Source organism: Pseudarthrobacter defluvii (assembly GCF_030816725.1).
Lineage (GTDB): Bacteria > Actinomycetota > Actinomycetes > Actinomycetales > Micrococcaceae > Arthrobacter > Arthrobacter defluvii_A.
In genome coordinates this window covers 2,336,078-2,354,720 of sequence record NZ_JAUSYG010000001.1, presented here as the reverse complement: position 1 = coordinate 2,354,720, position 18,643 = coordinate 2,336,078, and the positions used below count along the sequence as shown (strand labels likewise).

The following is an 18,643-nucleotide window of genomic DNA, read 5'->3' as shown; positions in this document are numbered from 1 at the left end:
CACGGCGACGCCCCCGGCGTAATACATTGCGGGATCCGCGTGACCGCCGTTTGAACCGGATTGCCGGTCCGTCGTCGTTGGTGCTCTTTGGGGTAACGGGGGATCTTGCCCGGAAGAAGCTGTTGCCGGCCGTGTATGACCTGGCCAACCGCGGGCTGCTGCCGCCGAGCTTTGCGCTGGTGGGTTTTGGGCGCCGGGAGTGGACTGATGAGGATTTCGCCGGTCAGGTGAAGGCTTCCGTGCAGGCCTACGCGCGCACGCCCTTTGATGAGGCGGTGTGGAACCAGTTGTCCGAGGGCATCCGTTTTGTCCAGGGTGAGTTCGACGACGACGGCGCCTTTGAGCAGCTCGGCGAGACCATTAAGGAACTGGATGATGTCCGCGGCACCCGCGGCAACCACGCGTTCTACCTCTCGATCCCGCCCAAGGGGTTCGAGCAGGTCTGCCGGCAGCTGTCCAAGCACGGCCTGGCGCAGGCCGAGGGGGACAAGTGGCGGCGTGTGGTGATCGAGAAGCCGTTCGGGCACGACCTCGAGTCGGCCCGGCAGCTGAACGACATTGTGGAGTCGGTGTTCCCGCAGGACGCGGTGTTCCGGATCGATCACTACCTGGGCAAGGAAACGGTGCAGAACATCCTGGCTCTGCGCTTCGCGAACCAGCTGTTCGAGCCGTTGTGGAACGCCAACTACGTGGACCACGTCCAGATCACCATGGCAGAGGACATCGGCACCGGCGGCCGTGCAGGGTATTACGACGGCGTGGGCGCGGCCCGCGACGTCATCCAGAACCACCTGCTCCAGCTGCTGGCCCTGACCGCGATGGAAGAGCCCATCTCCTTCAACGCCGATGACCTGCGCGCCGAGAAGGAAAAGGTCCTCGCAGCCGTCAAGCTCCCCGATGACCTCTCCACGCACTCAGCGCGCGGCCAGTTCACCGGCGGCTGGCAGGGCGGCGAACAGGTCCAGGGCTACCTGGAGGAAGAAGGCATCCCGGCCGACTCCACCACCGAAACGTTCGCCGCAATCCGGGTGGACATCCATACCCGCCGCTGGTCCGGCGTGCCGTTCTACCTGCGCGCGGGCAAGCGCCTGGGACGGCGCGTGACCGAGATCGCCGTCGTCTTCAAACGGGCACCGAACCTGCTGTTCCGCGACCACGGCGAGGATGACTTCGGCCAGAACGCCGTGGTTATCAGGGTCCAGCCCGACGAGGGCGTGACCATCCGGTTCGGCTCCAAGGTTCCCGGCACGCAGATGGAAGTCCGCGACGTCACCATGGACTTCGGCTACGGCCACTCCTTCACCGAATCCTCCCCGGAAGCCTATGAGCGGCTGATCCTGGACGTGCTCCTGGGCGAACCGCCGCTGTTCCCGCGGCACGAGGAAGTGGAGCTGTCCTGGAAGATCCTTGACCCGTTCGAGGACTACTGGGCCACCCTGGACGAACAGCCCGAACCCTACCCCCCGGGCAGCTGGGGCCCGGCCTCTGCCGATGAGCTGCTGGCCCGCGACGGACGAACCTGGAGAAGGCCATGATTGTAGACCTGCCGGACACCACCACCTCCAACGTTTCCAAGAAGCTCATGGCCCTGCGCGAGCAGGGCGGCGTGATCGCCCTGGGCCGGGTGCTCACCCTCGTGGTGGTCACCAAGTCCGGGCTTGAGGAAGAAGCGATCGAGGCCGCCAACGATGCCAGCCGGGAACACCCCTGCCGGATCATCGTCCTGGCCGACGCCGGAGCCGACGCAGCGGACCGGCTCGACGCCCAGATCCGGGTGGGCGGGGACGCCGGCGCGTCCGAGGTGATCGTACTGCGCGGCTACGGCCAGCTCGCCCACGAAAACGAATCCCTGGTGGCCGCGCTGCTGCTCCCGGACGCGCCGATCGTGGCCTGGTGGCCGCACGGTGCCCCGGAAAACGCCTGCGAAACCTCCATCGGGCGGATCGCGCACCGCCGGATCACCGACTCCGCCAACGAGCCGGACCCGCAGGCAGCACTGGAGAGAATCCACAAAACCTACCGCGCCGGGGACACCGATCTGGCCTGGACCCGCCTGACCAACTGGCGGATCCAGCTCGCAGCCGCCCTGGACGGAGTCGATTCCTCGCCGGTGACCGCCGTCGCCGTCGAGGGTGCCTCGGACTCCCCGTCCACCATCCTCCTCGCGGCTTGGCTCACCCTCGCCCTGGAAGCACCCGTCACCATCGTGGCGGACCCCGCCGGAACCGGCATCCGCCGCGTCCGGCTCACCCGCCCCGGCGGCGACGTCCAACTCTTCCGTCCTGGACTGTCCGTCGCCGAGCTGACCCAGCCGGGCCAGCCCGCCCAACGGATCTCGCTGCCCCGCCGCAGCCTAAGCGAATGCCTTGCCGAGGAACTCCGCCGCCTCGACCCCGACGAAGTCTTTGGAAGCTCTCTATCGAGGCTGAGCTGATGCATATCATTCGCTTTGCAGAGCTGAAGGTCCAATCCTGGCGCAACGGCGGTGGTGTCACGCGGGAAATGTCCGTCCTGCCGGCTGCAGCGTCCGGCGCGCCAGTCCCAGTCAGGTCCAGCCATGACTGGTACTGGCTGGTGAGCATGACGAACGCGTGTTTACCGTTATCGAGGCAGATTACCTGGTGCTGGCAGGGGACGACTGGGAACGGCGTGTGGCAAAGCATCCGCCGTTCCTTTGCTCCCGGGAGGACATGGTCCACGGATCCCTCCCCAGCGGTGGCATCAAGGATTTAAACATGATCACGCGAACAGGCAGCTTCAAGTGTTTTACGTCTATCACTGATTTTCGGCGAGACCATACCTATCCATCCTCAAAGGGCAGTCGGGAATCTTGTTGCACGGGCAAACCAACGTCAGCGGCCACGCTGAAGAACTGGAGCCATTATTGCGGTACGACGCGGTAGTGGTCGCGAGGAAGACCGAGCAGGGATTCCTCGACGTGGTCTGCATAACGGGGAGCTTGGGTGGACGGGGAGATCGCCCCGGCCGCCTTGCCCACCCGATCGTTAAGTGGCATCTTTCGACGACAGCTAGGCCGGGTTCCGTTTCCTTGAGGTTGCTGACCTCGTTCCATGGCCCTCCTTTTACATCGGCTTCGGGGCCTGTGACCGCGCGGAACCGCGCAGCATGCGAGCAATAGCGGATGGCTAGGCCCTTCACCCTGACCCAGCTGCGGTACTTCGCGGTAGTGGCAGAGCTCGAGAGCATGACAGCGGCGGCCGAAAGGCTTTTGGTGACGCAGTCCACATTGTCTACCGCCATTGCCCAGCTTGAGGTTAGCCTGTCGACGCAGTTGTTCGTGCGGCCCAGGACGCGCGGCCTGCGGCTGTCGCCCTTGGGCCGACAGCTGGCCCAGGACATCAAAGTCCTGCTGGAGCACGCCGATTCCTTGTATGAATCAGCCCGGGGGCTTGCGACGAGCCTGGTGGGCGAACTCAAGGTGGGGGTATTTTCCCCGCTGGCACCTTTCAGGCTTCCGACTATCCTTCAGACCTTCGAAGTTCAGCATCCGGGTATTGAGGTCTCCGTCCTCGAAGCCGATTTGGCCAGCTTGCAGACAGCCCTGCTGGAGGGCCAGTGCGACGTCGCATTGACGTACAATCTTGGCCTGGGCCGAGGCTTCACCCACCAGGTGCTTGAGCTGGTGCCCCCGCATGTCCTGGTCCATGCAGGACATCCTGCGGCGTCCCGCCCTGAGCGGAGCATCGCGCTGCGGGATCTCGACGGCGAAGCCTCGGTTGTCCTGGACCTCCCGTACAGCCGGGAATATTACGAGCAGCTATATGCCATCGCCGGGGTGGTGCCCAAGGTGCGGCACCGCTTCGCCGGCTATGAAACAGTTCGCTCCTTTGTGGCCAAGGGCCACGGGTATGCATTACTCAACCAGAGAATTCACAGTGACCTGACCTATTCCGGGGGCAGGGTGGTGGTGGTTGGGTCCCCAGATAGAAGTCCAGTGTTTGTGTGAGTTTCGTGTCCGAGAATGGACGCAGGAGGAAATTCACGAATCATGGCACGCAGACACACCCCTGAGCAGGTCATCGCCAAGGTCCGGCAGGGCCAGAAGATGCTCAATGACGGGCGCCCGATGGTCGAGGTAATCAAGGAGCTCCAGGTTACCGAGGCGACCTGGTATCGGTGGTTGAACCAGTACGGGTCCGAGAAGAACGCCGAGGCGTCCAAACGGACCAAGGAGCTGGAGAAAGAGAACGCCCGGCTTAAGCGGCTGCTGGCGGAGAAGGAACTGGCCATCGACATCCTGAACGAGGTGGCCAAGGGAAAATTCTGAGCCCCGAACCCCGCCGTCGTGCCGTGCGCATGGCGGTGGAGAAGTTCGGGGCGTCCGAGCGTTTCGCGTGCGCGGTGCTGGGGCAGAACCGGTCCGCGTTCCGCAAGAAGAAGCCCGATATGGGCTTTGAGGAAGCCCGGCTCCGTGCAGCCTTGCGCGCCGTCGCCGGGCAGCACCCCGCGTGGGGCTGGCGGAAGGTGCGCTGGCACCTGCTGGCTCAGCCTGAGTGGGACGGCGTGGTGCTGAACAGGAAGCGGGTGCGACGGCTCTGGCGCGATGAAGGCCTGGTCTGTAAACCCCGGGCGAGGAAGAAGCGCCGGACCGGGCCCGGCGCCGGTGAACAGAAGCGCCTAACTGCCCAGTACCCGATGCATGTGGTCAGTTTCGACTTCCAGTCCGATGTGACCTCTTGCGGACGGCACATCCGGTTCTTTAACGTCATCGACGAATACACCCGCACGGCGCTGGCGGTCATTCCGCGCCGGTCGTTCAAGGCCGCCGACGTGGTCGCTGTGTTGGAGAACATCATCGCCGAGACCGGCACCGCCCCGACCTACGTGAGGTGTGACAACGGGCCCGAATTCACCGCCGCCGCACTGATTGAGTGGTGCAACACCGCCGGCGTGGATACCGCCTTCATTGACCCGGGATCACCCTGGCAGAACGGCTTCATCGAGTCCTTCAACGCCCAGTTCAGAAGGGAACAACTCTCCGGAGAAATCATGGACACCATGGCCGAAGCCAAGTATTTGGCCGACGAATGGAAAGCTATCTACAATCATGAACGGCCCCATGGATCCCTGAACGGCATGACGCCGAAGCGCTACTGGGAAAACTGGACGCAAGAAAACCAATTAGCTATCGCATAGGCGCTGGACTGCTAACGGGGGTCCAACCAGTGGCTCTGAGCCTGACAGACGACTTTCCACCGATCGAGGTGATGCTGGTCCGGCCCGAGGGGGCACAGCCCACCCGCAGGGCCCTTGCCTTTGAGGAGACCTGCATGCGTCTCTACAAAGTCCGAGCCCACGGCAGCTCGGCGGGAGATTCAATAAATCCCCCTAACCTGCATTAATAAAATCCATGACTCCATCAAAAACTATCAATTGGACAGATGTGAAGGCATAACCGAGAGTTGGTGCAGTGTGGTAGCCAAGGGAGCCTTTAACCGGCCATTCCTGCGAGGCCGACCTCGGCCGAGCCCCAAGCGCGACAACCACATTCATCAAAGGAGATTGAATGGTTCCGGTTCACGCCCAATGTGTCAGCAGCATTTCCCAACATGGGCATGCCGGCAAGACCGTGGCTTCAGCAGACTTCATTTCCCACGGCCGTAACAAGTTAAGGGAAATTGGAAACGCCGCGGTTCTAGCATGGCTGTCATGACGGTCAACGACACCCGCGGCCGGGAAGCCGCTACCGGCGCCGGCATGGTGACCAAGGTGGACATGCTCACTGGCGTGACCCGCGAGCTCACCTGCAGGTCCCTCCCGGAATCCTCCGCGCTGCCAGCGGAGGCCCTGGTATGACTGAACTCCACTACCTCGACGCCGTCACGGCATTGCAACTCTTCCGTGCCCAGAAACTTTCTCCTGTGGAGCTCCTGGAAGCGGTGATCGCCAGGACGGAAGCCGTCAACGGCCAAATCAACGCGCTGACTGAAACCCTTTTCGAGGAAGCGCTGCCCGCCGCACAGCAGGCAGCTACCAGATACGCGCGCGGCAGGGACCTGACGCCGCTGCTGGGGCTGCCGATCGCTGCCAAGGAGAAACACGGACTCAAGGGACGCACCCTCTCGCAGGGACTAGTGGCGCGGAGAGACGAGCTGGCACCGGTGGACCACCCCGTCATCGAACGGATCCGGCGAGCGGGCGGAATCATTCACACCCGCACGACCACACCGGAATACAGCTGTGCCACAGTCACCCACAGCCCGCTTTGGGGCGTCACCCGCAACCCCTGGAACCCACAGTATTCCCCGGGGGGTTCTTCAGGAGGCTCGGCCGCTGCGCTGGCTGCCGGCCTCGCGCCGCTCGCCACCGCCTCCGACATCGCCGGCTCAACCCGGCTGCCGGCCTCGTTCACGGGGACGGTCGGGTACAAGGCGCCCTACGGGCGGATTCCAGGCCTGGCCCCGCTCTCCGCCGACCACTATCGCGGCGACGGCCCGATGGCGCGGACCGTCGCAGACACGGCGCTGCTGGCGAGCGTCATGGCCGGCCGGCATCCCGGGGACCACACCTCCCTCCCGGGCAGCCACACGCTGTTCTGCCCTCCGGCTGCCGATGCCGCCGCCGCGGTGGCCGGCATGCGGTTGGCACTGTGCATCCGACTGGGGAACTACCCCGTTGCGCCGGACGTGGAGGCTAACACTCGCGCCGTGGCCTCCGCCCTGGGTGCAGCCGGAGCTGCGGTGGAGGAGATTGAACTGCCATGGACCATCGAGGAAATCAGCCGGACGGTGTTCACGCATTTCGGCTACCTTTTAGGCCCAACCATCGAGGATGAGACCGCCAACTCAAGGGGACTGCTCGCCGCCTACACCCAACGCTTCATGGCTGACACCCGAAAAGCCGCACAGGACAACCGCTTCGTCGACGGCATCAGAGCGGAGACGCGCATCCAGGCTGAGCTGGCCGCTGCGATGGATGGCTTCGATGCCTTGATCTGCCCTGCTTCCGCCATTGCCGCGCTCGAGGCTGACGGCATGTACCTTGACGGGATTGAAGCCGGTGACGTGCATTTGGAGCATTACTGGCAGGGCCACATGACGGCGCCGTTCAATATCACCAACCGTTGCCCAGTGCTAGCCGTGCCGAGCGGAATGGCCGACTGCGGCATCCCCACCGGGGTCCAGATAGTTGGGCACCCGTTCGACGACGCCACGGTCTTCACCGTTGGCGCCGCCGTGGAAGCCGCGCGGCCCTGGGCCGCCCGCCGTCCGACCTCCTGGCGATGAGCCGGTGACGAGCTAACCGTTGCCTGCCCCTTCCCACGCCCGAGTCTCGCATCATTCGTAGTGCCGCAGCAGTCCTCTTCCCATGCGCTTCATCGGGTACCCATCGTTCCTGTGGCCGGTCGAGAGAAGCTGCGGCTGTCGCGAATCAAACGCTCACTCAAAAAGTGGTGGTCGTCACATATGCCATCGAATACAATGTATACAAGGAAGAAGGAAACTGAGAAAATGTATGCGTTCAACAATCGGCACAGAGCGGCGTTGTCCGTGGAAGTGGAGCCTAAGCCTGTTCACCGGGCCACGTGCGAACAGCCGATGGCCCATTTCGGCACCCAGGACAAACGAGCCGTCGCGCTGGCGGACCAACGTGCCTTTCCGCTGTCCAAGGGCCGCACCGGTGGCGACTCTTTGGAACCTGGCTACCCCGGCTCCGCATGTGGTCCCAATGGCATGTGCACCAAAGTGCCTGCGCAGTCCTTGATCCCGGGACACGCAAAGGTGCGCGATTATCCGGTACTAGCCAAGGTTCTTCTGTGGGTCCCTTGACCGCCGGTATTGCCGTTGAGACCCAGCGGCGTACGTCAGGTCCGGCACTGTACGGCATCGAACTGGGCCGTGCCGGCAAGCAGTTGGGTTTTGCCGGCCTGTCGCATTCAGACAACGTTCATGACAACGGGCTGATCACGGTACCAGTTGCGGTTATTTCCTCGGGGCCCGGGCCGACGGCGTTGCTAGTGGCTGGCACTCACGGGGACGAGTACGAAGGCCAAGTGATTCTGCAGGAAATGATCCGATGGCTGGAACCGGAGCATCTGAGCGGCACGGTGGTCATCGTGCCCGCAGCCAACGCACCGGCGGTACGGGCCGGTACCAGGGTTTCGCCTGTCGACGGCGGCAACCTCAACCGCAGCTACCCAGGACAGCCGCGCAGCGGTCCCACGGACCAGGTTGCCGAACTGATCGCTGGCACGCTGCTGCCGAAGGCCGACGTCGTCATTGACCTGCACTCGGGCGGATCCAACTCCACCTACCTGCCGAGCATGTTCATCTACCGTGGGCCCGACCAACGGACCTGGGAGCGGAAGGTTTCCGCGTCGCGGGCCATGAGACTGCCCTATGTGATCGTGGTACAGCCCCGCCTGGAACCTGGTTCGCTCAGCACCGCGGGCGACGATGCGGGAGTGCTGGCACTGTCCACGGAACTCGGCGGAGGAGGCACCGTGGATCCGGGCGTCTTGACGGATGCGCGGCGCGGCGTGCGCTCGCTGCTCGCCCACGTAGGAGTCCTGGCAGCCCAGCCCTTCACCGAGGTGCAGGCTGCCGGAACGGTGGTCGCCGAGCCTGTCTGGTTGGAGTTGGTGCCCAAGTCCCCGGTCATGGCCACCACTCCGGGCATCTTCGAGCCACTGGTGGGCTTGGGCCAGCGGGTCCGGGCAGGCGATCCAGTTGCCCGGGTCCACGCCATCGATGACCTTGAGCGCGCACCGCAGGAATACACGGCTAGGTTGGATGGCATCGTCGCCATCCTGCGTCGGCCCTCCCTGGCCTCGATAGGCAGCTACCTGCTGCACATCGCACCTGAATTTGAAGCACCGAAGCACTGATCGTCTCCTGATCAATGCCGGGTATTCGTTACCGGACAATGCGGTCCGGACCATGAAAGGAAAATACATGCGTCATTCCCGTCGCCGCGACACCCGCTCAACCATTTTGGTCGCCTCGGTCCTGCTAGCCCTGTCCCTGAGCGCCTGCACCAACGCCTCTCAGGCCGCCCCGGAGCCGGCAGGTACCGCTGCTTCTGAAGGCTCCACTCCCGGCGCGGAACCCGTTGCGCTTAACGAGGCGGCAAGAAATCTGCTGCCTGAGAAGATTCGTGCAGCCGGAACCCTGCGTGTGGCCTCGGACCCGACGTACGCTCCGTTCGAGTACTACGACACGGACAACAAGACGATGATCGGCTACGACGTCGACTTCTCGGACGCGGTGGGTGCTGCCTTGGGCCTCGAGGTGGAGCACGTACCCGCAACGTTCGATACCATCCTGCCGGGTCTGGCCTCCGGGAAGTATGACATGGCGATGTCGACGTTCTCGATCACCCCGGAACGTGAGAAAATCGTAGACTTTGCGGAGTACCTCAACGGCGGCTCCGGTGTCGCCGTTCTGCCTGGAAACCCTCAGAAAATCTTTATGGACCCCTTGAGCATGTGTGGCAAGAAGATTGCCGGTCAGAAGGGCTCAATCCAATCCATGGAGTACCTTCCCGAATTTTCCGAGCAATGCACGACGGCAGGCAAGGAGCCTCTTACTATCCAAAACTTCCCCGGGCAAACGGACGCCAACCTCGCCCTGGCATCCGGTCGGGTGGACGCTGTCGTGGCAGACAGCATCTCGTTGGCCTACCAGGCAAAGAAAACTGGAGGCAAGTTCGAACTGGCGCCCGGAGAAGACTACGAGCCCGTCCCCACAGGTATCGCCCTTGCTAAGGACGGCGGGCTGAAGGAAGCGGTCACCGAGGCCACCCGCAGCATCCTCGACAGCAACTATTACGAGGTAATGCGCGTTAAATGGGGCCTTCCGAAGTCCGTCCTGGTCACCTCCGAAGTCCTCGATAAGAAGTAGAGGAGAGGAAGCAGAGCGCGACTGCCCTGACCAGCCGAAGTGAGCTAGCAGCGTCCACCGGCGATGGCTATACCGCTCTGAAGGCCAAACATCCCCGCAGGTGGCTGTCCGCGGACGTCGTTATTGTGATCGTGCTTCTGCTGCGTTCTGTAATGACCACCCCCAACTTTGGCTGGGAAATCGTCGGGCTCTATCTGCGCGATGATTCCATTGACCGGGGCATTCTCGTCACGCCTGGTTTGACGGCGATCAGTATGGCTATTGGTATCGTGCTCGGCGTCGTTTCGCAGTCAAGCGACTTGCGGCCAACCCGATCGTCGCGGTGCCGCTACGCCTACGTGAACTTCTTCCGAGGCATCCCGGTGCTGGTGCAAGCTGTTCTGGTTCAACTTGGCGGCGCTGTACCCTGTCATCAAGTTCGCCATCCACCCGTTCAACTGGACGCGAACCAAATGATTACGCCTATGATGGCCGCCATCCTGGGACCGGGTCTGAACCAGGGCGCATACATGTCCGAGAATGTCCGTGCCGGCATCCTCTCGGTGGACCACGGGCAGACGGAGGCAGCCGAGGCCTTAGGCATCACCCGGATGCAGATTATGCACCGGGTGGTGCTGCCGCAGGCTATGCGCGTGACTATCGCGCCCACGGGCAACGAAACGATGGCCTGCTTAAGACAACCGCGCTGGTCAGCGTTATCTCGGTGCCGGAACTGCTATATTCGGCGCAAATCATCTACGCACGGACCCTCGAAACTACGCCGTTGCTGATCGTCGCGTTGGAGAACCTGATCGAGACGCCGCGACTGGTCCGGAAGAAAAAGAAAGTAAAAGCAGTGGCGTGAGCCATGTCCTTGTTGGAGAAGGTCGGGCTGACCGAGAAGGCGCGGTCCTATCCGCGTCAGCTCTCCGGCGGTCAGCAGCAGCGGGGTGGCGATCGCCCGCGTCTGTGCATGGAGCCGCAGCTCATGCTCTTTGACGAGCCGACGTCCGCCTTGGACCCGAAGCTCGTGGGGGAAGTCCTGAAGGTGATGAAGGACTTGGCGAAGACGGGTATGACCATGGTTGTGGTCACGCACGAGATGAACTTTGCCCGCGATGTTGCCGGCCGGGTGGTCTTCATGGCCGATGGCTATGTAATAGAGCGGGGGCCAGCCCGGCAGACTATCACCAAACCGCAGAACGAACGCACCAAGGCCTTCCTTGCCTCGGTGTTCTCCGAACCGTCGTCGTCTGAACTTACAATGGTGAATTGATCAAGATGCGTTCGATCCAAGGCGGGTCCAGCAGCGTGGTCCTCAAACTTTGGTTCCTTAGTGGGCGGAGTGGACACCGAGATGTATGACGTCAGGGTAGATCAGGAGCGAACCGGTGCTGGAATGCCTTCGGGCACTCCCGGCACGTGTCAGGAGTAACCGCTGCCGTCCTTCCCGCTGTCATGGCGTTAGTTTCGATTCAAGCGAGGGCCATTGCCCTTCATGCCGACAACGTAAGGCCAAATCCGGACCACAGCCCCATATGCGACGAGGGTCAGTGCACTAGCAACGAGGGTCATTGCCCCGTTATTGGCAAGCCACATCCGAATTTTCACGCCAGCACGTTTTCTTCAACATCATGCGGAAGCCCTCTCAACCGGTAGAGCAAGAGCGCCACATGAAGCGATGTTCGAGATTCCTGGTAATTCAACTGCACGCCCAGCCGCTTTTCTAGGCGCTATGCCTTAGCTGCACCTAAACGCGGGCCAAGGCTTTAATATCCCTGCGGAAGTCTTGGTGAACTTCTTCGCTGACGGTGGTGCGGGTATCGCCAATGGCGTTGAGGTAGTCCTGGGTTGAGGGGCCTTTTCGGACGGTCTCCCGAACGGAAAGTGTGCCGCCGGAGGGGAGCCCGCAGTCGTCGTACACGGCCTTCTCAAGGGCACGCTGGGAGGCGCTTCGGGCGGCGTACTCGATGTCCGCAGGTGAGAAGCCTTCGGTGCGTTCCACCAGCAGTTCCACGTCCACGGCGTCCACCACGGCCGCGGGGATGAAGCGTTGCCACATGGCTTCGCGTGCCTGGCGGTCGGGCAGGCCGATGGGGATGACGTAGTCGAAGCGGCCGTGGCGCAGGAAGGCGGTGTCCAGGGCGCGGATGAAGTTGGTGGCGCAGACCAGGAGCCGGCCTGGCTGTTCGCGGAAGGCCGGGATGATTTTGAGCAGCTCGTTGGTGACGCCCTGCAGTGGCGACGGCGGTTCGCCGGAGCGCTGCGAGGCGATCTCCTCCACCTCGTCGATGAACACCACGGCGTGCTCCAGTTCCGCGATTTCGAGGAACGTCTCGCGGAGAGCACCGGCCAGGCCTTGCGGATCGGCGGCCAGCCGGGAGGGGAAGACTTCGACGAAGGGCCATTCCAGCCGCGAGGCGATGGCTTTGGCAAAGGTGGTCTTCCCCGTGCCGGGCGGCCCAAAGAGTACGACGGCGCGCGGCGGCACCACGCCGAATTCGTCGGCGAGGTTCGCTTCAGCAAGAGGAAGGACGAGCCGGCGTTCCAGCAGTTCCTTTTCCTTGCGCATGCCCGCCACGTTTTCCCACAGGTCCCGGGCCAGGACGCGCCCGCCAAGCTGGCCCAGCGCGCCGAGTTCCTGCCGCTGGACGGGGATGGTCCGCTCGAAGTAACGCAGGTTCTTCTTCAGGGCAAAACCGCGGCCCAGGAACGCCTCAACCCTGGTTTCCGATTCCGGCATCAGGGCCGAGAGCTTGTTCAGCCCGTGCGGCGCCATCCGGTTTTCAACGGCGGCCAGCAGCGAGGTGCCGATACCGCGGCCGCGGCATTCGGGCAGCGTCGCGAGGAAAACGATCCACCCCTGGTCGTGCGCCGCGCGGCCGACGGCGGCACCCATCACCTGCTCGCCCAGCACCGCCACCACGGCATGGTCCTTCTCGCATGACGCGAGGACCTCGGAAAGGGCGTAGACCGGCTCGACGTTGTGGGACTTGAGGGTCTCCCAAAGATGCAGGATCCCGTCCAGATCCGCTGAATGGAAGTCCCTGATCCGCCAATTGGTCATGAGCTTCTCCTGATTGGTATTTTCTGCAGACATACGTCACCTGTTGTTCCAGCGTCAGTCAGTCCGACGCCCAGTCCTTACAACATCTCAGCGATTTACCACGAATTGATGCATAGTGTTTACAGGCTCCCGCTCCACAACAAGGCGACTAGGGCGTTTCTCCCCAAGTCGTTACCCAAATGCTGACCGCACCGGTCCCGGTCACCCCCGCACCCCAATACTCGAAGCGCGCTGACAATTGGATATTGTCAGTGCTTCTATGATTCCGTCGCTAAGGCGAGCTACCGGACCTCGGGGTGCCTGTTGCGGAGGGCGTGCCGGTCCGGGGACGGAAGTCTGGTCACGCCAAGGCGAGCTCTTCCGGGGTGGCCTTTTCCCGGGCTTCGGTGAGGTAGCGGGCGTAGGCGGGCAGGGTGAGGAAAGACGGGAAGTCGCGGGCGAGTGTGACTTCTTCGAAGATGTCGCGGGCGTCTTCGAAGCGGTCGCCGTCGAAGCGTTCGAGCCTTGCGAACTCTTCGTCGAGGAGTTCTTCGATCCAGTGGTGGGTGACGATTTCACCTCGGTCAGTGATGGCCTGGGCGTAGATCCACTGCCAAAGCTGTGAGCGGGAGATTTCTGCGGTGGCGGCGTCCTCCATGAGGTTGTGGATGGCCACTGCGCCGTTGCCGCGGAGCCAGGATTCGATGTAGCGGATCCCTACTTCGATGTTGTTCCGGATCCCTTGTTCGGTGATGGTCCCTTCGGTGGCGGCCACGTTGATCAGGGCCCGGTCGTCGGGGGTGACGTCCTCGCGGGTGCGGTCCAGCTGGTTGGGCTTCTCGCCGAGGATGGAGTCGAACACCTCGCGGGCAACGGGCACGAGGTCGGGGTGGGCCACCCAGGAGCCGTCGAACCCGTCGTTCGCTTCGCGGGTTTTGTCGGCGCGGACCTTGTTGAAGGCGTTGGCGTTCGCTTCGGGGTCTTTGCGGTTGGGGACTGCTGCTGCCATGCCGCCGATGGCCATGGCGCCGCGCTTGTGGCAGGCCCGGACCAGCTGTTCGGTATAGGCGCGCATGAAGGGCTGGGTCATGGTTACCTGGCCCCGGTCGGGGAGGACGAAGCGGGGGCCGCGGGTGCGGAAGTTCTTAATGAGGGAGAAGATGTAGTCCCAGCGGCCGGCGTTCAGGCCGGCGGCGTGGTCGCGCAGTTCGTACAGGATTTCTTCCATTTCGAAGGCTGCGGTGATGGTTTCGATCAGTACGGTGGCGCGGATGGTTCCCTGCGGGATGCCGAGCAGGTCCTGGGCGAGGATGAAGATGTCGTTCCAGAGCCGGGCTTCGAGGTGGTTTTCAATCTTGGGCAGGTAGAAGTAGGGGCCTTTGCCCTGGGCGAGCAGGCGGCGGGCGTTGTGGAAGAAGAACAGGCCAAAGTCCACGATGCCGCCGGCAATCGGGGCGCCGTCGATCAGCATGTGCTTCTCGGGCAGGTGCCAGCCGCGGGGACGGACCACGATGGTGGGCAGTTCGCCGGCGGGGCGAAGCTTGTATTCCTTGCCCTCGGGGGTGGTGAAGTCGATCCGGCGTTCCAGGGCGTCGGTGAGGTTCAGCTGGCCCTTGATCACGTTGCGCCAGGTCGGGGTGGAGGAGTCCTCCATGTCCGCCAGCCACACCTTCGCGCCGGAGTTCAGCGCGTTGATGGTCATCTTCTGATCCACCGGCCCGGTAATTTCCACCCGCCGGTCCTCCAAACCCGGTGCGGGCGGAGCGACCCGCCAGGACGGATCGTTGCGGATGTGCTCGGTCTCCCGCAGGAACCGCGGGTCGGCACCGGCGGCAATGTCGGCGCGGCGGGCCCGCCGTGCCTGCAGCAGCTCCTGCCGGCGGTCAGCAGTAGCCCGGTGCAGCCCGGCAATAAAAGAAAGGGCATCCGGAGTAAGCACCTCGTTTTGCCGGTAAACCGGCTGCGCGTTCAAACTGATGTCATTGACAGTGAAGCTGTCAGTAAAGGAATTCATTTCGTTTGCTCCTTAAAGCAAGAAGAGAAAGTTCGCCGGCGGCTGGTGAGTATGCACAGGCGGCGAACCGGGCATCCGACAGCGTGCGTGAAGGGGGCCCTGCCGCCGGCTTCGTCCTCGCCCAGCGAGGTAAGAAGCTGGCCACAGCGCATAGCACGCAGAGGATGGTCCGGTTCATCGACGAAGGACAACCGCCGTCGCAAGTGGGCCCACGGCCGCCAGGTTCCCTCGCGAGCTTGCGAGTGGAGGGGCGGCCGGGGATCAGTGGAACTGGCCCTCTTCGGTCGATCCGACCAAGGCGAGGGTGGACGCGTTCGGGTTGAGCGCGGTGGAGATGGTGTCGAAGTAGCCGGTGCCGACTTCGCGCTGGTGCTTGGTTGCGGTGTAGCCGCGGGACTCGGAGGCGAATTCCTTTTCCTGGAGCTCGACGTAGGCGCTCATGCCTTCACGGGCGTAGCCGTGGGCGAGGTCGAACATCGAGTAGTTCAGGGCGTGGAAGCCGGCCAGGGTGATGAACTGGAAGGTGAAGCCCATGGCGCCGAGTTCACGCTGGAACTTGGCGATGGTGGCATCGTCCAGGTGCTTGCGCCAGTTAAACGACGGCGAGCAGTTGTAGGAGAGCATCTGGTCCGGGAACTCGGCCTTGACCGCTTCGGCGAACTTGCGGGCCAGCTCCAGGTCCGGCGTGCCGGTTTCCATCCAGATCAGGTCCGAGTAGGGGGCGTAGGCCTTGGCCCGGGCAATGCAGGGCTCGATGCCGTTGCGGACCTTGTAAAAGCCCTCCGCGGTACGCTCACCGGTAATGAATTCCTGGTCCCGTTCGTCCACGTCCGAGGTGATCAGGGTTGCTGCCTCCGCGTCGGTGCGGGCGATAACCACGGTGGGGGTGCCGGCGACGTCCGCCGCGAGGCGGGCGGCGTTCAGGGTCCGGACGTGCTGCTGGGTGGGGATCAGGACCTTGCCGCCCAAGTGGCCGCACTTCTTTTCTGAGGCGAGCTGGTCTTCCCAGTGAACGCCCGAGGCGCCGGCCTGGATCATGGATTTCATGAGCTCGTAGGCGTTCAGCGGCCCGCCAAAGCCGGCCTCGGCGTCGGCGACGATCGGCACCAGCCAGTCCTCCACGCTCTGGACGCCTTCGGCGAACTCGATCTGGTCGGCCCGGAGCAGGGCATTGTTGATCCGGCGCACCACCGTGGGGACCGAGTTGGCCGGGTACAGCGACTGGTCCGGGTAGGTGTGGCCCGAGTTATTGGCGTCCGCGGCGACCTGCCAGCCGGAAAGGTAGATCGCACGGAGACCGGCCTTGACCTGCTGGACTGCCTGGTTGCCGGTCAAGGCGCCCAACGCGTTGGTGTACTTGCCTTCCTTGTGCTCCTCGGTGAGCTGCTTCCACAGCTTCTCGGAGCCGCGGCGGGCCAGGGTGTGCTCTTCGGAGACGCGCCCGCGGAGACGGACGACGTCGGAAGCCGAGTAGTCCCGGGTCACACCTTCCCAGCGGGGGTTGGCGGCCCACTCGAGCTCCAGGGCGGCGGCCAGTTGTTCGGGCGTCTGCTGGGTCAGCTCAAATGCTGCAGTCATCGTCGATCTCCTTAATTGAGCTCCGGTAGTTACTGCCGGGCGGAACTGCTTCTTTGCGGTCCCAATCAGCTGATCCGGTGCGGTGTCCTTTTTCGAATGTTCATTACTTTTCAGTATTTCCAACACCTATTTCCAGTCGCGGCCATTGGAAACACTTGCCTCTTCCGCCTGTGCAAATTTGAACTAAATCAGCACGTCGCTTTAACCTGTGACTCCAGTGCGACAGGGTCCCGGGACCAGCTAGGTCATTGGCTAATTTCGCTGGCACCTAGAGGGAGGGTGAGCCGCCCACTGCTGGCATTACGCTTCCCTGACCCACAAAAAGAAAGTTTGGCCCAGGCCCGGCAAGTTGCTGCTGAACCGACTGCCACCAGCCAGTCTTGGTGCAGTGCTCGCTAGTGCGGACTACGAGGGTCTGCGCCTGAGGTAATCAGGGGACTTGGGCGGGCGTTTTCTCATGGCATTCTCCTCCCTACTAAGTAGCAGATGGCAAAACCGTAGCGCGGTCCATCATCCATTTGGCATATACATATGTTGATGGTCTCCCCACGTTCGGGACAAACGTCGACGCCCTCATATGTTGCCGCCAAACTAGGCTTGCCTTTCAGGCCACTCCCGGCATTGCCGAACGAACAACCCCGAAAGCGAGAAGAAGCGTGTCCGTAAACCAGGAACTTCCCGTGCTGTCCCATTGGATCGGCGGAGCCGAATTCCTCTCATTTGGCGACCGCACCGCCCCCGTCTTCGACCCCGCCCGCGGCATTGAAACCAAGCGCGTGGCACTGGCCAACGCATCTGACATCGAAGCTGCGGTCTCCTCGGCGCAGAAGGCTTTCCCCGCTTGGCGTGATCTCTCCATCACCAAGCGCCAGCAGATCCTTTTCCGCTTCCGCGAGCTCCTGAACGAGCGCAAAAGCGAACTCGCGCAGATCATCACCGCTGAGCACGGCAAGGTGGTGTTAGACGCACTGGGAGAAATCACCCGCGGCCAGGAAGTCGTGGAACTGGCCACCGGGTTTCCGCATCTGATCAAGGGCGAGTACTCCGAGAACGTCTCCAGCGGCGTGGACGTGTACTCCACCAAGTCTGCGCTCGGCGTCGTAGGGATCATCAGCCCGTTCAACTTTCCCGCAATGGTGCCGCTGTGGTTCCTCCCGATCGCCATCGCCGCCGGCAACACTGTCGTCCTCAAGCCCAGCGAAAAGGACCCGACAGCTGCGAACTGGCTCGCTGAACTGTTCACCGAAGCTGGCCTGCCGGACGGTGTCTTCAACGTCCTTCACGGCGACAAGGAAGCCGTCGATGGACTCCTTGAACACAAGGACGTCAAGGCCATCTCGTTCGTTGGCTCCACCCCGATCGCCCAGTACATCTACGAGACCGCCGCACGGAACGGCAAGCGCGTACAGGCCCTCGGCGGCGCAAAAAACCACATGCTGGTCCTGCCCGACGCCGACCTCGACTTGACCGCCGATGCCGCCATTAACGCCGGCTTCGGTTCCGCCGGCGAACGCTGCATGGCCATCAGTGTCATAGTCGCCGTCGAGCCCGTAGCCGACGATCTGATCGAAAAGATCACCTCCCGCATGGCCACGCTGAAAATCGGCGACGGCCGCCGCAACTGCGACATGGGCCCGCTGGTCACCAAGCAGCACCGGGACAAGGTTGCGTCCTACATCGAGGTATCCATCGAGGACGGCGCCAAGGTGGTGGTGGACGGGCGCGGCATCAACGTCGACGGTGACGAGAACGGCTTCTGGCTTGGTCCTACGCTGATCGACGAAGTTCCGGTCACGTCCAGCGTCTACACCGATGAAATCTTCGGCCCGGTCCTGTCTGTCGTCCGCGTCCGCACCTACGAAGAAGGCCTGGACCTGATTAACTCCAGCGCCTACGGCAACGGCACGGCAATTTTCACCAATGACGGCGGCGCGGCCCGCCGCTTCCAGAACGAAGTTGAAGTGGGCATGGTCGGCATCAACGTGCCCATCCCCGTCCCCGTGGCCTACTACTCCTTCGGCGGGTTCAAGGACTCCATCTTCGGCAGCTCCAAGGCCTACGGGCTGCAGGGCTTCCAGTTCTTTACCCGCGAAAAGGCCATCACCTCCCGCTGGCTCGACCCCAGTCACGGTGGCATCAACTTGGGCTTCCCGCAGAACTAGG

At 63.0% G+C, this 18,643-nt stretch carries 15 protein-coding genes; 11 read left to right on the top strand and 4 right to left on the bottom strand.

Annotation, left to right across the window (positions count from 1 at the left end; genetic code table 11):
- Positions 1-26: 26 nt before the first annotated feature.
- Positions 27-1,535 (top strand): glucose-6-phosphate dehydrogenase, encoded by a 1,509-nt coding sequence (gene zwf / locus QF031_RS11065; protein WP_307427782.1) that lies wholly within the window; start codon positions 27-29, stop codon positions 1,533-1,535.
- Complete coding sequence (locus QF031_RS11060; RefSeq protein WP_307427780.1) at positions 1,532-2,434, top strand: glucose-6-phosphate dehydrogenase assembly protein OpcA; 903 nt, start codon at positions 1,532-1,534, stop codon at positions 2,432-2,434. The genes zwf and QF031_RS11060 overlap by 4 nt, the downstream gene beginning before the upstream one ends.
- Positions 2,435-2,881: 447 nt before the next feature.
- Here the strand turns inward: QF031_RS11060 and QF031_RS11055 are convergent, their stop codons facing one another.
- On the bottom strand, positions 2,882-3,016 hold the full coding sequence (locus tag QF031_RS11055; RefSeq protein WP_307427778.1) for a hypothetical protein: 135 nt from the start codon (positions 3,014-3,016) through the stop codon (positions 2,882-2,884).
- Between the two features lie 126 nt (positions 3,017-3,142).
- Between QF031_RS11055 and QF031_RS11050 the strand changes: the two genes are divergently transcribed.
- From QF031_RS11050 to QF031_RS11015, 8 genes are all read left to right on the top strand, one after another.
- Positions 3,143-3,967, top strand: a complete 825-nt coding sequence (locus QF031_RS11050; protein ID WP_307427776.1) for a LysR family transcriptional regulator — start codon at positions 3,143-3,145, stop codon at positions 3,965-3,967.
- A 42-nt stretch (positions 3,968-4,009) separates the two neighbouring features.
- Positions 4,010-5,157, top strand: a protein-coding gene (locus QF031_RS11045; RefSeq protein WP_307422438.1) for an IS3 family transposase whose coding sequence is annotated in 2 segments (ribosomal slippage) — positions 4,010-4,283 and positions 4,283-5,157 — 1,149 coding nt in all. Because the reading frame shifts where the segments join, the coding sequence is not laid out codon by codon here.
- A 513-nt stretch (positions 5,158-5,670) separates the two neighbouring features.
- Positions 5,671-5,817: a hypothetical protein gene (locus QF031_RS11040; protein ID WP_307427774.1), complete on the top strand. Its 147-nt coding sequence runs from the start codon at positions 5,671-5,673 to the stop codon at positions 5,815-5,817.
- Positions 5,814-7,247, top strand: a complete 1,434-nt coding sequence (locus tag QF031_RS11035) for an amidase (RefSeq protein ID WP_307427772.1) — start codon at positions 5,814-5,816, stop codon at positions 7,245-7,247. Before QF031_RS11040 ends, QF031_RS11035 begins: the two co-directional genes overlap by 4 nt.
- Before the next feature lie 530 nt (positions 7,248-7,777).
- Complete coding sequence (locus tag QF031_RS11030) at positions 7,778-8,848, top strand: succinylglutamate desuccinylase/aspartoacylase family protein (protein WP_307427771.1); 1,071 nt, start codon at positions 7,778-7,780, stop codon at positions 8,846-8,848.
- A 67-nt stretch (positions 8,849-8,915) separates the two neighbouring features.
- Positions 8,916-9,863: an ABC transporter substrate-binding protein gene (locus QF031_RS11025; RefSeq protein ID WP_307427769.1), complete on the top strand. Its 948-nt coding sequence runs from the start codon at positions 8,916-8,918 to the stop codon at positions 9,861-9,863.
- A 152-nt stretch (positions 9,864-10,015) separates the two neighbouring features.
- Entirely contained in the window at positions 10,016-10,633 is a 618-nt protein-coding gene (locus QF031_RS11020; RefSeq protein WP_307427767.1) for an amino acid ABC transporter permease, read from the top strand.
- Between the two features lie 77 nt (positions 10,634-10,710).
- Positions 10,711-11,118: a hypothetical protein gene (locus QF031_RS11015; protein ID WP_442439599.1), complete on the top strand. Its 408-nt coding sequence runs from the start codon at positions 10,711-10,713 to the stop codon at positions 11,116-11,118.
- 474 nt (positions 11,119-11,592) lie between these two features.
- On the opposite strand, the gene QF031_RS11010 is transcribed toward QF031_RS11015, so the two are convergent.
- The 3 genes from QF031_RS11010 to aceA all read right to left on the bottom strand — a co-directional run bounded on the left by QF031_RS11010 (position 11,593) and on the right by aceA (position 16,480).
- Positions 11,593-12,909, bottom strand: coding sequence for an ATP-binding protein (locus QF031_RS11010; protein ID WP_307427765.1), 1,317 nt, complete (start codon positions 12,907-12,909; stop codon positions 11,593-11,595).
- A 340-nt stretch (positions 12,910-13,249) separates the two neighbouring features.
- Entirely contained in the window at positions 13,250-14,902 is a 1,653-nt protein-coding gene (gene aceB, locus QF031_RS11005) for a malate synthase A (RefSeq protein WP_307427763.1), read from the bottom strand.
- A gap of 261 nt (positions 14,903-15,163) precedes the next feature.
- Positions 15,164-16,480 carry an isocitrate lyase gene (aceA, locus tag QF031_RS11000; RefSeq protein ID WP_307427761.1) on the bottom strand — a complete coding sequence of 439 codons (1,317 nt, stop codon included), beginning with the start codon at positions 16,478-16,480 and terminating at the stop codon, positions 15,164-15,166.
- A gap of 656 nt (positions 16,481-17,136) precedes the next feature.
- Between aceA and QF031_RS10995 the strand changes: the two genes are divergently transcribed.
- Positions 17,137-18,642: a CoA-acylating methylmalonate-semialdehyde dehydrogenase gene (locus QF031_RS10995; protein ID WP_307427759.1), complete on the top strand. Its 1,506-nt coding sequence runs from the start codon at positions 17,137-17,139 to the stop codon at positions 18,640-18,642.
- Position 18,643: the final 1 nt, after the last annotated feature.